At 32.7% G+C, this 15,950-nt stretch carries 9 protein-coding genes; 2 read left to right on the top strand and 7 right to left on the bottom strand.

Annotation, left to right across the window (positions count from 1 at the left end):
• Nucleotides 1-9: 9 nt before the first annotated feature.
• The 7 genes from H611_RS0109085 to rnr all read right to left on the bottom strand — a co-directional run bounded on the left by H611_RS0109085 (nt 10) and on the right by rnr (nt 13,635).
• Nucleotides 10-942, bottom strand: coding sequence for a PKD domain-containing protein (locus tag H611_RS0109085; RefSeq protein WP_027138065.1), 933 nt, complete (start codon nt 940-942; stop codon nt 10-12).
• A gap of 18 nt (nt 943-960) precedes the next feature.
• Nucleotides 961-3,051: a hypothetical protein gene (locus H611_RS14530; RefSeq protein ID WP_157515074.1), complete on the bottom strand. Its 2,091-nt coding sequence runs from the start codon at nt 3,049-3,051 to the stop codon at nt 961-963.
• Between the two features lie 11 nt (nt 3,052-3,062).
• Nucleotides 3,063-4,523: a RagB/SusD family nutrient uptake outer membrane protein gene (locus H611_RS0109075; RefSeq protein WP_027138064.1), complete on the bottom strand. Its 1,461-nt coding sequence runs from the start codon at nt 4,521-4,523 to the stop codon at nt 3,063-3,065.
• A 7-nt stretch (nt 4,524-4,530) separates the two neighbouring features.
• A complete protein-coding gene (locus tag H611_RS0109070) occupies nt 4,531-7,548 on the bottom strand; it encodes a SusC/RagA family TonB-linked outer membrane protein (protein ID WP_027138063.1) in 3,018 nt (1,005 codons plus the stop codon).
• A 226-nt stretch (nt 7,549-7,774) separates the two neighbouring features.
• Nucleotides 7,775-10,588: a helix-turn-helix and ligand-binding sensor domain-containing protein gene (locus H611_RS0109065; protein ID WP_027138062.1), complete on the bottom strand. Its 2,814-nt coding sequence runs from the start codon at nt 10,586-10,588 to the stop codon at nt 7,775-7,777.
• A 93-nt stretch (nt 10,589-10,681) separates the two neighbouring features.
• Complete coding sequence (locus tag H611_RS0109060; protein ID WP_027138061.1) at nt 10,682-11,365, bottom strand: head GIN domain-containing protein; 684 nt, start codon at nt 11,363-11,365, stop codon at nt 10,682-10,684.
• 80 nt (nt 11,366-11,445) lie between these two features.
• Nucleotides 11,446-13,635: a ribonuclease R gene (rnr, locus tag H611_RS0109055; RefSeq protein WP_027138060.1), complete on the bottom strand. Its 2,190-nt coding sequence runs from the start codon at nt 13,633-13,635 to the stop codon at nt 11,446-11,448.
• A 958-nt stretch (nt 13,636-14,593) separates the two neighbouring features.
• Here rnr and rpiB point away from each other — a divergent pair.
• Together rpiB and H611_RS0109045 are read left to right on the top strand one after the other, a co-directional pair.
• The gene (gene rpiB / locus H611_RS0109050; protein WP_027138059.1) at nt 14,594-15,028 is read left to right on the top strand and encodes a ribose 5-phosphate isomerase B; all 435 of its coding nucleotides are present in this window, start codon (nt 14,594-14,596) and stop codon (nt 15,026-15,028) included.
• Nucleotides 15,029-15,946, top strand: a complete 918-nt coding sequence (locus tag H611_RS0109045) for a cation diffusion facilitator family transporter (protein WP_027138058.1) — start codon at nt 15,029-15,031, stop codon at nt 15,944-15,946. It begins immediately after the preceding gene.
• Nucleotides 15,947-15,950: the final 4 nt, after the last annotated feature.

The raw sequence follows: 15,950 nt of genomic DNA, 5'->3' as shown, positions 1-15,950 counted from the left end.
TTATTGATTCTATCTTTCTGGTTTTTCAGTTTGGAAATAACAATACCATGCAAAGTCATCACTTTCTTCTACGCGCACTTTTAGTATGCTATCAGTAATTTCAATGATTTCGAAAACACTAGATCCCACATACCAGCACATAAAACCTCCATCTGAAAAATTCAAGGTTGTCCCTCGATAATCTCCATCTATGGTAGCAATAGAACTAGAAGGAGTTAATGACACATTCTTAACCCCCACTAATGAAGGTACCACATCGGCACCATGACACGTATCTCCATCAACTCCTAAATTACCAGAATAAGTTCCTGGAATATAAGCTTCTCCAACGGTTTGCTCGTAGGTTAATCCTTGAGCTGTTTGAGTAAATACCAGTTCCGCTTCATACATACATAGCTTATCTTCTAACCATGGTGGGGCACTAAAATACTGATCGTAGGTATGTTCTCCGCCTGATTGTACGGTGTTTGGTCCTAGTCCAATATTTCCAGACTTATCGGCTGCCCAATACCAGGTTTTACTACTACCGATACCTCCACTAAGGAAATCCATAGCCTCTTGATCTTCAAAAGAGCTTTTCACTATGATATTCTTAGATTTAGAACTTTGTAACCCTCCAGGACCTGAAGCTGTCACAGTAACCGTATATTCATTCACACCTACTTTTGTAAACCGATGCCTTGCATCTCCCGTAGAAGCCACATTATCGGTATTATCTCCAAAATTGTAAATAAATGTAATGGCATTATCGGCAGTAGCCGTAAAATTTACAAAACCATCACCATCACCATTAGGATTACTAGGGTCTGCCCCAACAATTGTTTCTGTAAAATCAAGATTGCTTGGCGCTGTAATTTTGCCTATTTCCAGATCTTCATCCTGACAACCCATAATGAATAAAGCTGCGCAAAATGGAATTAATATATATTTTAATGTTTTCATTTTTATTCGTTTTTATTCTTAGTTATGAAAATATAGATTGTCTATATAAACGGTCGCACTTCCACCAGATGTATCCCAAATTAACTGAGTAATTGCTGAAAAATCTAAATCGTACTCTGATAATGGAATGGTTACACTTATCCAAGTTCCTTGTGTAACCTTAGGTAAGAATACAATATCTTCTTGAACCGGATCCAAAGCAGTATTTACAATCTTAAATCCTAATGTTGTAGCATCAGGTGTATAATAATCGAAATGTAAATATTTAACACCTGTCAAATCTGTAGGATTTCCATAATCGGTTACAATGCCTGAATAATTCAAAGATTCGTATTTCCAGATATTATCTCCTGACACCACAAAATCTGATAGGGTAGTGGTTTGTCCCCAATCGGGATTTACTTCATTTAATGTAACTCCTGTATAAGCATCGCTATATATAGAAATAACATCGGAAGCTGCAATAGTTGGCTGCGGCGCAGCAACTTCTGGTTGTGTAGAGCTATCAGAATAAAAATACAGATTATCAATATAAACCTTTGCACTTCCACCAACAGTATCGAAGATTAATTGAGTGACTGCTGACGCATCAATAGCATAATCTGCCATTGGAATTGTAACACTTACCCAGGTACCTCGAACTATATCACCTACAAACTCGGTATCTTCATCTCCATTAACTGTATTAACCAGCTTTAATCCAAGAGTTTCTGCATCCGGGGTAAAATAGTCAAAATGTAAATAATCCATACCTGAGAGATTTGTAGGATTTCCATAATCGGTTACAATACCTGAGTAATTTAAAGTTTCAAACAACCAAATATCATTACCGTTAATATCTAATGCAGTGAACTGTGTTGTTTGCCCCCAATCAGGGTTTATCTCACTTAAACCAACATTAGTATAAGCATTACTAAAAACAGATATGACATTTGAAGCATTTTGAGTAGGAGTAGGAGCATTCACTTCAGGGGTTTCAGCTACAGTAGAAGGTTTATAGAAATAAATATTATCTATAAATACAGTACCCGTTGCCCATGGGTCTCCTACAAATTTTAATTGAAAAATATCACTAACCGTAAGCCCTTGATCTGTATACTCAGTAATTGGAATATCTAGGCTTGTCCATTCACCAGCCGTTAAATCACGCCAAACTGGTTTTTCTGTAACATTGCCTGCATCATTATTAATTAATGAAGTTTCTATTTTTATTCCTTCTTCTGCAGTCCATACATCTAAATGTATATACTTCATACCTGATACATCAATAGTTGTTCCTTCAGCAAGAGCAATACCTTGATAACTTAATTTAGTATATTGTAGCATTTCATCGCCATTTAAATCGAAGGTACCCCAACCGCTTCCTTGTCCAGCTTGTCCCCAATCTGGGAAATAATCTGTTCCCGGAACATCAGTATATTTTGCACTGTAAATTGAAATGACATCAGTCTCTTCACGGTTTGGTGGAGTAGGAGCCGACATGACCGGTTGCAGAATTTCTGTTACTTCAAATTCTTCAATATATTCGGTAGTTTCGATTGCTGCCCCCATAATAACCACTCTAATCGTATAAGTTCCTGGTTCCTGATAAACATAAGAAAGAGCATCTCCTATATTTGCAGAAAGAGGTTCTTCGTTACTATCTTCACCGAAATACACATCGTAAGTAATGGCAAAATCTGCAGTAGCAGTTACATTAACTTGTTTTGATACAAGTTCATCATTTGTAATTTCAACCACAACATTTTCTGGAGCCTTAAAAGAAACTTCTAGAGGCTCAGTAGTTTCAGCTTTTAAACCTGTTATGCCAATAGCTTCAACACCTACAGTATAAGTGCCTTCAGCATAGGTATGTGTAACACTTTCCCCTTGAATAACTTCCACCGGTTCGGTTGCACCATCTCCAAATGTGATGTTGTATTTAGAAGCTCCAATGGCATTAGGAGAAATTGTTACAACTCCAGTATTATCCTGTGTTACTTTAAACTGCGCTGACACATCACTAGGTGCAACCACCGCGTCTAAATAATCGAAGTTTTCATCATTGCTGCAATTAAAAACAATTAGCAGCGAAAGACATAAACCAAATATATATTTTAATGTTTTCATAGTTTCTTTTTTTAGTATCCTGGATTTTGTGCCCATCGGTTTCCTGATAATTCAATTTCCTCTTTTGGAATAGGGAAGAGTTCATGTTTTCCTGAAACAAACCCATCAATCTCCTGTGCTGCTCTTCCTGTTCTTACAAGGTCGAAGAAACGATGTCCTTCTCCTACTAATTCTACACGACGCTCTTTATAAATGGCGTTTGTTAAATTGGTACCTGATAAACTCACCGGATCTAGTGTTGCCCGTGTTCTAACTTGATTTACATAGTCTAGAGCTCTTGTATCGCTAATACCACCTCTATTTAAAGCTTCGGCCGCCATTAATAAAACATCGGCGTATCTTATAGCTCTATAATTATTACCATTAGTAAGTGCCGCATCAGGCTGGTTTAACCCGCCTTTTCTAGCAATATATTTTCTATTATAATAGCCCGTATGCTCATATCCGGTATCGTAAGTAGCTCCTGTTTCCTCTGCCCAGGCCTCGATATCTAAAATGGAATAATCTAAACGGATATCACCTTCCTCAAAAGCATCAACTACTTCCTGAACAGGTACATTAAAACTATATCCAAATTCATATAAGGGACCATCATAACTTCTCACACCATTAAAACCAACAGCATAATTACCTTCAAGACATTGAAAACAATCGTAACTACCACCATCTACATCTGAATATTGTACTTCAAAAACAGATTCTATATTATTTTCATAATCCATTTCGAACATTAATGGTGCTTCCTCTGATGATAATAATCTGTGTGGACCATTATTAATGAGATTCTCTAAAACTGTTGCTGCTTCAGAAAATTTATCCTGATATAAATAAGCTTTACCTAATAAGGCCTGTGCCGCAGCTTTGGTTACACGTCCAGTTTCATTCTGTACGTATGGCAAATTATTAGCAGCAAATATTAAGTCGTCTTCTATTAAGTCATACACATCAGATTTTGGAGCTCTATCTATTGTAAATTGATCACCAAACTGTATACGTTCATCAATTGCTAAAGGCACATCGCCAAACCATTTAACCAACTCGAAATAGTAGTAAGCTCTTAAAAATCTGGTTTGAGCAATAACACTTGTTTTATTAGCAAAATCGGTTTTATCCCTAAATTCCATGATATAATTGGTACGATTTACACCCGTATACATCCAAGTCCAGATTTCTCTAAGATTGGCATTTATTGGTGTATGAATCATATCATCTATTTCCTGAAATCCAGGTGTATCGGTAGCACTTTCACCACCACATAAGGTGTTATCAGATGCAATTTCACCTAACTGCACATTTCTTGCCGTAGCCTGCAAATAATCATAAGCAGCTACCAAAGCATCTTGATAGTCTTTTTCAGAATTGAAAAAATCTTCTGAATTTAAATCTTCAGATGGTACATCTACAAAATCATCGCCACATGAAAATGTAACCAATGCTAAAATGAAGATTATGTTATATTTTAAGTTTTTCATAATGCGATTAAAATTTTAAGTTAACACCTAATAAAAATGTTCTTGCCACAGGATAGAACCCTTGATCGATACCACCTCCTATAGGTGCTCCATTTGAAGCCGACGGATCGTAACCAGAATATTTGGTTAGCGTAAATAAGTTGTTAGCCGACACATACAGTCTTAACTTATTTATCTTTGAATCTTTAAAAGCGTCTTCAGTAAATGTGTAGCCTAATTGCACATTTTGCAGTCTTACAAAAGAGCCGTCCTCCACATAAAAATCTGAAAACAGAGTATTTGAAGTAGCCCCTGTTGTTACACGTGGCCATGAGTTTGTTGAACCTTCGCCTGTCCACCTGTCCAGATAATAAATTGTCTTATTGGTTAAAGCCTGATTACGTTCATAATTTCTAACAATGTCGTTTCCTATGGTTGCAAAAGCATAGGCAGCAAAATCGAAATTTTTGTAATCTATAGAAACATTAAGTCCCATTGTTGCATCCGGAATAGGATCGCCAATGTTTGTCTTATCATTTTCATCAATAATACCGTCATTATTCATATCAACAAACTTTAAATCACCCTGCTGAACACGATCGTCTATAACGGCGCTATTTGCTACTTCTGTTTCATTTTGAAAAATGCCATCGGTTTTATAACCTCTAAAGTATCCTATTGGATAACCAGCTTCCATACGCGAAGGTGCTGGCTGACTTATTCCAAAAACACCACCTGTTAAAAAGCCTCCGTCGCTACTAACCGATATAACTTCGTTTTTAATCGTAGTTACATTGTACTTGGCAGAAAATCTTAAATCATTACCGAAGGTATTTGAATAGCCAATAGCAAATTCGAAACCTGTATTTTCTATAATTCCACCATTAATTACTGGTGATCCACCTGTTCCTAACAATCCAGATACTTCCGGACTTACTAATAAGTCTTCCGTGCGTTTTTTAAAATAATCCGCAGTGATATCAAATTTATTATCTAAAAAGCGTAAGTCTACACCTATATCCAGTGTCTTTTGCTTTTCCCATCTAATTTCTGGGTTCGCAATAGCACCGCTGGCGACACCAATGGTTTTTACATTATCGAAAAAGTAAATACCTTCACCATTTAATAAAGAAACAAATCTATAATCTGGAATACGGTCGTTACCTAAGATACCATAGGAAGCTCTTAACTTAAGAAAATCTATAAATTGACTATTTTCTAGGAAAGCCTCATCGGAAGCAACCCAACCAATGGATCCCGAAGGAAATATACCAAATTTATTTTCAGGTCCGAATTTCGTAGAGCCATCACGACGTACTACAGCAGAAAATAAATATTTCCCTTTATAGTCGTACTGAACTCTTGTGAAATACGATAAAAGACGTGCATCGAAAGTTGGATTTCTACCAATGGCTAGATATCGATCTTCTACATCGGTTGCTTTTTCAATAACAGCATTAGCATAGCTATTATCTATAATATCGTATCCTAATAGGCCAGAATATTCGCCTTTAGTTTGAAAAACAGATGTCGCTAAAAGTACATTAATATTGTGTACTTCATTTATATTATCTTGGTACTTTATAAAAGCATCAAAAGTATAATCTCTAAAGTAATCGTGTGTCGTAAAAACAGAACTTCTTTCTACGTTGCTGTTCTTTCCGCTACCAAAAAAGGCTTTGGGATTAAATATTTTAGTTTTAACTTCCGAAATGTTCCACTGAATATTTGCCTGTGCGGTAAAACGATCTAAAAAGCTATACGATAATCCTGCATTACCACTTAATCTAAAAACTTTGGCTCTATCAAAAGTATCATCTATTTGAGCTAAGGGGTTAATTACTTCACCTCCTAAACCTTCAGCCAGGGTATAAGCACCTTCATTATCTCTTACCGAAAATGTAGGAGCCATATTCAAAGCATTAAATAAAACCGAGGAATTTGAGTTTTCAGGTAGATTAAGCTTATTCGTTCTGGTTAGAATCAACCCTGATGTAAACTTGAAATTCTTAAGAAAATCAATATTATAACTTAAACTATTAGTGAAACGCGTAAAGTTCGAACTAGGTCCACCAACAATACCATCTTGAGTTAAAAAGGATCCGCTATAAGAATAATAAGATCTTTTAGTACCACCTTTAAACATGATGTTATGATCGGTAATTAAGGCATTACCAAAAACTTCATCCTGCCAATCTGTTCCCTTACCAAAATTAGAAACATCTGTAAAAGGTAATGGATCTGCATTAGCAGCATGCGCCTCATTAACAATTAACGCATATTCTGTTGCATTTAATACCGGTATCTTTCTGGATGTTTGCTGAAAACCTGCATAGGCATTATATTCAACTGTTAAAGGCATTTCTTTTCGACCAGTTTTAGTCTTAATTAAAATAACCCCGTTCGCAGCACGTACACCATATATACCAGCAGTTGCATCTTTAAGAATGTTAATAGATTCAATATCATTGGGATTTAATACACTTAAATCTTCAATAACATTACCATCTACTAAAATTAAGGGACGACTGTCACCGTTGGTAGAAACACCACGAATGCTAATTGTGGCAGCAGCACCAGGTGATCCAGACTGCGATGTAATATTTACACCAGCAACCTGACCTTGCAGGGCTTGTTCAACACGTGTTGGTTTTAAAGCATCAATAGTTTCTGCTCCCAGAACACTAACAGCTCCGGTAATTTCCTTTTTAGTTTGTGTACCATAACCAACCACAACCACTTCATCTAATTGGGCAAGATCTTCCGCCAATTGAATATTAAGTGTTGTTTGGTCGCTTACCACAACTTCTTGAGTAACATAACCAATGAAACTAAAAGTAAGTGTAGCACCCGCTTTTACATCGGTAATACTAAAATTACCGTCGAAGTCTGATACACTTCCTTGATTGGTGTTTTTTACAATAATATTAACGCCGGCAATAGGTATTCCGGAATTATCGGTGATATTACCTGTAATATTAACATTCTGAGCAGCCGAGAATGTAAAACAGAGTAATAACAAAATCTTAAGGAGATAATGTCTCATATGTATTTAGTTTTAGTTGATGTAAAATTAATTGTAGGGTATGAAGATTTCTAATTTTTTACCTCAACAAAAAATATACATCCTATAAAAAATACATTTTTTTTACGAAAAACTCAATAAATAAGCATTATCACTAGAATTATTTAACTTTTTATTATGAAGATTATTTACTTTTTTCATAAAATGTTGTGGTGTTGTATAGGTAAATATCACGATAGTTGTGCTATTATATTTCTAAAATATAATCTGTTAAGCTAGCCTCATGAGCTAAATCGAGTTTTTTACGCAAACGATATCGTTTAACTTCTACACTTCGAGAGGATATATTTAATAGCGGTGCAATTTCCTTAGAGGATAAATTTAATCGTAAATAGGCACATAATCTTAAATCATTAGATGTTAGGGTAGGGTGAAGATCTTTCATTTTTTTTAGAAAATCTTTATCGGCATTATTAAAAGCCTCCTCAAAAACGTGCCAATCGTCTGTATTATTTAAATTCTTATCAATAATTCGTATAACGCGTTTAATATTTTTATCCGCTTTCGAATTTTCGAGTTCATTTTTTAAATCATTTAAAAGTTCATTCTTTTTAATAAGACTCATTGTAGATATACCAAGTTCTCTGTTTTTACTTTCAATATCTTGCTTTAACTTTTCATTATTAAAACGCATGGTCTGCTCTTTATTTTCTAACTCTTTTAATTCGAGTTCACGCTGTGTTTTGCGTAATAATTTTTCCTGTTGCTTTTTATAATGCCGTTTATAAAGATTGTGCATAAACAAAGCAAATAATCCCATAAAAATAATGTAACCTGAAATAGCCATGTTAGAAATGTACCATGGACGAGATATATTAAAAGCATAAGATTCTATATTTGGAGAAACCTCATTTCCAATCCTCGAGCGTACTTTAAAAGTATATTCACCATATGGTAAATTTTCAAAGACTTCAGAAGATTTGGTAGTCCATGTGCTCCATTCATTATAAATACCCTCTAACTTATATTGATATTCAGCCAACAGATATTTATTATATTCAGGTACACTATAATGAAACTCCAGATTATTTTCATTATTCTTAAAAACACCTTGCTTTGAAGTTTCTACATACTTCCAATCACTACTATTTTTAAAATTTCTGTTTAAGATAGAGTTGATTTTAACTTCCTGTGGTGAATAATTTATCTTTTTTAGGTTTATAATTAAATAGCCCTGAGTATTACCATACAAATATTTTTCATCTCCCAAATATGAAATGTTTTCATAACCCGAAACATCATGTCTTACAGCAGCAGGTAATGAAATTCTATTAATCTTAAGAATATCACTTAATTTACTTGGTGTTACATAATTTAATCCGTGTAAATTGAATGACCATAATTTATTTGAAGCCTCATCATTTACCAATTTCCCTGAAACGTAAGTTGACTTATCAAATAATTGACTCAAAATAGAGTCTCTTATAAATTTATTATGTTCATTTTCGTATTTAAAGATGCCATCTTTAGAAGTATATAAAACATGATCTTGGTATTTAATTAAACCCGTTTTAGAACCTTTGTTAACTGAAGTAACTTGAGAAATAGATAAAGCTCGCATGAACTTATCATCAAGCTTTATTTTAAATACACCTTTATACTCATGACTAATTAGAACTTCAGAGCTATTAGGCATTTCAAAATAGCGACTTGATATATCGAAATCCTGAATTTTATTTCTTAATTGCCAAATACCTTTTTTATTTTCTAAAACATATAAACCGGTATAATTTCCTTGTAATAATAAATTATCGTGATTTTCAATGGTTTTTATACTCCAGGTACCTTGAATGTTTGAAATTAATTGAGCTTGATTATTTTCAACTACGAAAGTTCCAGTATTATGACCGCAAAATAACGTATTATTTATTTCGGTTAAACACCAAACCGCACCTTTGGTTCCTGGCATAAATGTAAATTCGCCTACAGATTTTAAAGACCTATAAAATAAACCTCGATTGGTACCTATATATAAATTATTATTAAAAACTATAGATGAATTTATTGAGCCTATTTTACCTTCATGATCATTATAAACCTGAAAAGGAGATTTTATATTTATACAGTTAATTCCATTTTCTAATCCCAACCAAATATTAGAATCTACGTCTTCAAAAACCGATAATACTGTATTATTACTTAATCCATTATCTTGATTAAGTTGATAGCTAATTTCACCATCCGGTAATATATGAACAATACCATTAGAAATAGTTCCTAAAATAAAACTTCCATCCTTTAAACGAATACTACTATAAATTCTATCTTTTAATATAATTTGATTCGCCGGAATATCCCAGGATTTTAAAACATCATTTTCTAAATAATAAAATCCTTTATCTTCAGTCTGAAAATATAAAGTTCCTTTGTGGTTAAAAATATTTACTAATAAATTGTTTTTAAAAATAGGATCATCGAAAATTAACTGAGCCTTACCATTTTTAATTTCATAAATACCATCTCTGGCTTTTTGAAAATATATACCCTCATTAATATTGAAAGCTTTATAAATGGTAGTTTTTGAATTTATAATAGAATAAGATTTTTCTTCTACATCAACTACATAAATACGCTTTAAAGATTGAAATAAAATAAAATTATCAACTGGTATGATATTCCAAATTTCTTCATCTTCTAAAAAGAAAATATCAAGCTGTTCGGATAGGGACGTATAATTTAATACGCCTAAATGATCACGTTTCCAAAACCCAAATTCTTTATAACAACCGGTATAAATTAAATTATCTATAACCTTAACCGACCGAATTATGGTTTGGTTGGGAGAATTAAATAATTCCCACTTAGCACCGTTAAATTCAAGAAGTCCTTCATTATTTGCGACATAAATATATTTATCTTCCGATTGAGAAATAGCCCAGTTCTGATTTTCAGCTCCATATTCGTTAGGAGTATATACTTGAATAGGTGGGTGTTCTTGCCCTACAGAAAGGAAAAAATTTAATAAAAAGAATGCCGTGAGTAATAGTTTAATCGATCTCAATGTTAGCTATTATGAATTTTTACTAATTTAATAAATAAAAATAAGCCCTACATAAATTTTGTAGGGCTTAATAATTTTTAAAAGTTTTATGAATTACTTCTTTTTATCTATTATTTTAATATTACCACCAATTACAGTCGTTTCATTTACTGTTTTTGGATTTCCATAAATATTAACATTACCACCAGCACGTACTTTAGCATCAACTTGTACTGATGCTTTCACATCAGCCTGTCCAGCAGCATTTACAGTCACATCTGTTTTTTTTGTTTGAAGATTTTCTCCTTTATAAATACCTCCAGTAAGTAAAGTGACTTTCTGAGATTCTGAAACTCCGGTGACTTCAACAATACCTCCTGTAACCGCTTTGATATTTGTATAGCTTACATCTACTGGTACTTTTATACTCGCTCCTTCCTGAGCTTTTAAATCAATCTCAAATTGTTTAATAACATCCGATCCGTAAACTTTAGAACCTTCGTTAGCATCTATAACATCAAGACCTGTGTAGTATAAAGTCACTTTTGTATTATCTCCTTTAAGAAGTTTCTCCAGTTTCATCTTAATTTTAAGAGATCCATTTTTATTATTGATTAGCACATTTTCTGAACTCTGTCCGGTAATCTCTACTTTATTAATATTGGATTCTACCAACTCAACTTCTAATAAATCATAAACCTTAAGTTCGGTAAATTCACCAACTGTTTTCTCAATAGTTTCCTGCGCTGGAACTAGAGTAGTTAAGGTTATAGTTAGTAATAATAGTAAACGTTTCATGCATTAATTTTTTTATAGGTTTTTCATAACAACGTAAAGTTATCAATAATTATTCCGTTTTTAGAAAACTTTAAGAAGGTTTAATTTTCCTGTTTTCCTATTAAATTAAAATCGAGATGCTTTTTTACTAAATCGGTATTTTTAACTTTCACGACAACTTCATCTCCTAACTGGTACATATTTTTTGTATTACGACCAATCATGGCATATAAATCCTGATCAAATGCATAATGATCATCTTTCATGTCTCGAACACTTACCATACCCTCACATTTATTTTCTATTATTTCAACATAAATTCCCCAATCGGTTACTCCTGAAATCACACCAATAAAATTTTCATCTTTATGATCCTGCATAAATTTAATTTGCATGTATTTTATAGAATCCCGTTCCGCTTTAGTAGCTAAATTTTCCATTTCGCTGGAATGCTGACATTTTTCTTCATAGACTTCTTCATTTACCGATTTTCCACCATCAAGATAATGTTGTAATAAACGATGTGCCATAACATCAGGATAACGACGAATAGGCGATGTAAAATGACTGTAATAATCGAAAGCTAAACCATAGTGTCCAATATTGTGAGTGGAATATTCCGCTTTGCTCATGCTTCGAATGGTTAACGTATCAACTAAATTTTGTTCTTTAGTACCAACCACTTCTTTAAGTAAATAATTTAAAGAATCGGACGTAGATTTACGATCTTTAAAATTTAATTTAAATCCAAATTTAGAAACAATACCCTGAAGGTTTGCTAATTTACTTTCATCTGGTTCATCATGTACACGATATACAAATGTTTTTTTAGGTGATTGCTTTCCAATAAATTCTGAAACCTTACGGTTTGCCAAAAGCATAAATTCTTCGATAAGTTTATTAGCATCTTTACTGGTTTTAAAAAATACACCTATTGGATTAGCTTCTTCATCAAGATTAAATTTTACTTCTACTTTATCAAAAGAAATGGCCCCAGCCCGCATACGTTTATTTCTCATAATTTTTGCCAAAGCATCCATTTTTAAAATTGCATCAGCAACCTCTTGAGATGCTTCATAAGTCTCACCAGTTAATGCAACCTCTTTCGGAATTTTATTACTTTTAGTTTCAATCACACTTTGTGCTTCTTCATAAGCAAAACGAGCATCACTGTAAGTTACGGTTCTACCAAACCACTGGTTTTTAATTTCAGCTTTATCATTCATCTGAAAAACCGCAGAAAAAGTTAATTTTTCTTCATGAGGTCTTAAGGAACAAGCATTGTTAGATAATACTTCCGGCAACATAGGAACCACACGATCTACCAAATAAATAGAGGTAGCACGCTCATAAGCTTCATCATCTAAAATAGTTCCTTCTTGAAGATAGTGGGACACATCGGCAATATGAATTCCTATTTCATATAAACCATCTTTTAATATTTTAAAAGATAAAGCATCATCAAAATCTTTCGCATCTTTAGGATCGATTGTAAAAGTTAAATCCTGACGCATATCGCGACGCTTCGCAATTTCTTCTTTAGTAATTGAAGTATCTAATGTATTGGCAAACTGTTCAACTTCATAAGGAAATTCAAATGGTAAACCATATTCAGCTAAAATAGAATGAATTTCTGTAGAATGCTCGCCTGGCTTACCAAGCACTTCCATAACTTTACCATAAGGTGAATCGGCTTTCTCCGGCCAATCTTCCAATTTCACTAAAACTTTATCGCCGTCTTCAGCCTTATTCGTTTTATTAATTGGAATAAAAATATCCTTATACATCTTGCTGCTATCTGCAATAACAAATGCATAGTTACTATGAAGCTGAATAACGCCCACGTATTCGCTTTTCGCTCGCTTAATGATATTAGTTATCTCGCCTTCTATTTTACCTCGCTTACGACGCTTGTAAACGTAAAATTCTACTTCATCACCATTCAACGCTTTATTAATATTATTTGAAGCTATAAAAACATCTTCATCGAAGTCTTCACAAATAACATATCCAGTTCCTTTTCCTGAGAGATCTAATACTCCCGTATGATATTCAGTGTTGACTATGGCTTTAAATTTTCCACGATCTACTTCTTCAATTTCTTTTTTTCCTTGTAAGTCGCGTAATTTTTTTATGATTTGATTTCTGCTGCTCGCATCATTGACTCCAAGTATTGCAGCAATTTGTTTATAATTAAAAGTTTTATTTCGTTCTTTTTTTAAAATACTTAAAATTGTATTTGAGAGGTTGGAAATACCATTTTTCGATTTCCTTTTTTGCTTTCTTGCCATTTAAATTTATATGATCTTTTTGTTTTCCTAAGATACAGGAAAATCTGTTATTTAATAACCTGATAGAGGTGAAGTATTGGTTATTTATTTTGCCCAAAGTTACAATTAAAAAATTAAAGCTTATTTCGGGAATGTTAATTGTAAAAATAAATGGGAAATTAGGCGTTACATTCACGAATTAAATTATCTTAAAAATGATTAAAATCTTTAATAAGATAAACCTTTATACACTTAAAAATTCTTATAAAATTCAGTTTTATAAAAGTTTCTTATAAATCCTATACAAATCCAGTTTATCAACATCTGTTAACATCTACGTAACATGTTGGATTTAAATTATCTTCATCTTAAAACCACTATTAATATATAGGCTTATTAACAACACTATTACAAAAGACTTCTTATATGGCCTAAAAAAGAGTATATATCCCATTCAGAGTTTGAATAAAGAACCCATCACTTTCAAATCTAGTATCAAATTAACAGTTGTCAACATTATATATTATTATAAAAAGTTTAATTAAAAATTTTAAAAAAAATATATGATTATTATAGCTTGTTAATATCTAGTATAACTTTTACTTAATTTACTTTGATTACAATTTGTTTACGTTCTATTAATACTTAATTAACAATAAAAATTATTTTAAAATATTCATTTCTAATAACAAGAATACTCTTATTAACAGATGTTGATAACTGAAATTAACGTGTTGTTCTTAAAAAGTATTTTTGATAAACCTGTTTATATGTGACTATTTTTAGTCTGATAACATTGCTAAAAATAGGTAGTTTATAATTTGGTGTTGTGATTAAAAATCTTGTTTGAAAAAATAATTGGAAAAACCTGATTTTATTTTTCAGATTTAATTAACAGATATTAACAAGTAATTAAAACCTCTATACACATGTCAATATTTGTTACCTTTGCAGTAGATTATTTTATATATAAAAAAACATGAAAATTTCAATAGGAAACGACCACGCTGGAACGGATTATAAATTCGAAATTGTAAAATTTTTAGAGTCCCTTGGACATACTGTTAAGAACTACGGAACCGATAGCAGCGACAGTGTCGATTATGCCGATTTTGTGCACCCGGTTGCAGAAGATGTGGAGAACGAAAAAGCCGATTATGGGATCTTAATTTGTGGTAGTGCAAATGGTGTTGCAATGACCGCAAATAAGCATCAAAAAATACGTGCGGGTTTATGTTGGAATAAAGAAATTGTACATTTAATTAGAAGTCATAATAATGCTAATATTTTATGTATTCCTGCACGTTTTACAGCTATACCTCAAGCGGTAGAAATGGTAAAGGAATTTCTAAATACCGAATTCGAAGGTGGTAGACATCAAAACCGAATTGATAAAATTCCGTTATCGTGCTAAATGGGACAGAACCATTCCCATAAACACCATCACAATCATAGCGATTTAAAAGGGCGCAATCTTTTTATATCGATACTTTTAAATATTTTAATTACCGCTTCACAGGTTATTGGCGGATTGCTATCCGGCAGTTTAGCTTTATTAAGTGATGCACTTCATAATTTTAGCGACGTACTTTCCTTAGTGGTAAGTTACGTCGCTAATAAATTAAGTAAGCGACAAGCTTCTTTTCATAAAACTTTTGGGTATAAACGTGCAGAAATATTAGCGGCATTTGTAAATGCTTCTACTTTAATTATTGTTGCTATTCTGTTAATAATTGAAGCAATAAAAAGAATTGAACAACCTGAAAAAATACAGTCTAACTTAGTTATTTGGTTATCCCTTTTAGGGATATTAGCTAATGGGTTTAGTGTGTTACTACTTAGAAAAGATGCAAAAGCTAATATGAATATGCGTAGTGCGTATCTGCATTTATTTACAGATATGATGGCTAGTGTTGCTGTTCTGATAGGAGGTTTATTAATGCAGTTTTATCAAATTTACTGGGTAGATAATCTATTAACTATAGCTATAGCAATTTACTTAATTTGGATGGGGTACGACCTTTTAAAATCATCTACTAAAGTACTCATGTTGTTTACACCAGATAATATTCCTATAAAGCAAATTGTAGATGAAATTAATGCTTTTGAAAGTGTAAAAAACACCCATCATGTACATGTATGGCAGTTAAATGAAGATGAAGTTCACTTAGAAGCGCACATCGATTTTAATGAGGATATTACATTATCTCAGTTCGATGATATCCTGCATGAAATAGAAGCATTGGTATTTAATAAATACGATATCAATCATGTGAATATACAGCCGGAATATGGTAAGTCCGATGTTAAAGATATTATCGTTCAAGACTAGAATA

It is taken from the genome of Gaetbulibacter saemankumensis DSM 17032, assembly GCF_000425645.1.
Classification (GTDB): Bacteria; Bacteroidota; Bacteroidia; order Flavobacteriales; family Flavobacteriaceae; genus Gaetbulibacter; species Gaetbulibacter saemankumensis.
The sequence above is the reverse complement of the archived record's forward strand: the minus strand, read 5'-3'. Positions and strand labels throughout refer to the sequence as shown.

Excerpts from the sequence above, each read along its gene's own strand:
- H611_RS0109085 (WP_027138065.1), bottom strand. The coding sequence starts at position 942 with ATGAAAACATTAAAATATATATTAATTCCATTTTGCGCAGCTTTATTC.
- H611_RS14530 (WP_157515074.1), bottom strand. The coding sequence starts at position 3,051 with ATGAAAACATTAAAATATATATTTGGTTTATGTCTTTCGCTGCTAATT.
- H611_RS0109075 (WP_027138064.1), bottom strand. The coding sequence starts at position 4,523 with ATGAAAAACTTAAAATATAACATAATCTTCATTTTAGCATTGGTTACA.
- H611_RS0109070 (WP_027138063.1), bottom strand. The coding sequence starts at position 7,548 with ATGAGACATTATCTCCTTAAGATTTTGTTATTACTCTGTTTTACATTC.
- H611_RS0109060 (WP_027138061.1), bottom strand. The coding sequence starts at position 11,365 with ATGAAACGTTTACTATTATTACTAACTATAACCTTAACTACTCTAGTT.
- rnr (WP_027138060.1), bottom strand. The coding sequence starts at position 13,635 with ATGGCAAGAAAGCAAAAAAGGAAATCGAAAAATGGTATTTCCAACCTC.
- rpiB (WP_027138059.1), top strand. The coding sequence starts at position 14,594 with ATGAAAATTTCAATAGGAAACGACCACGCTGGAACGGATTATAAATTC.
- H611_RS0109045 (WP_027138058.1), top strand. The coding sequence starts at position 15,029 with ATGGGACAGAACCATTCCCATAAACACCATCACAATCATAGCGATTTA.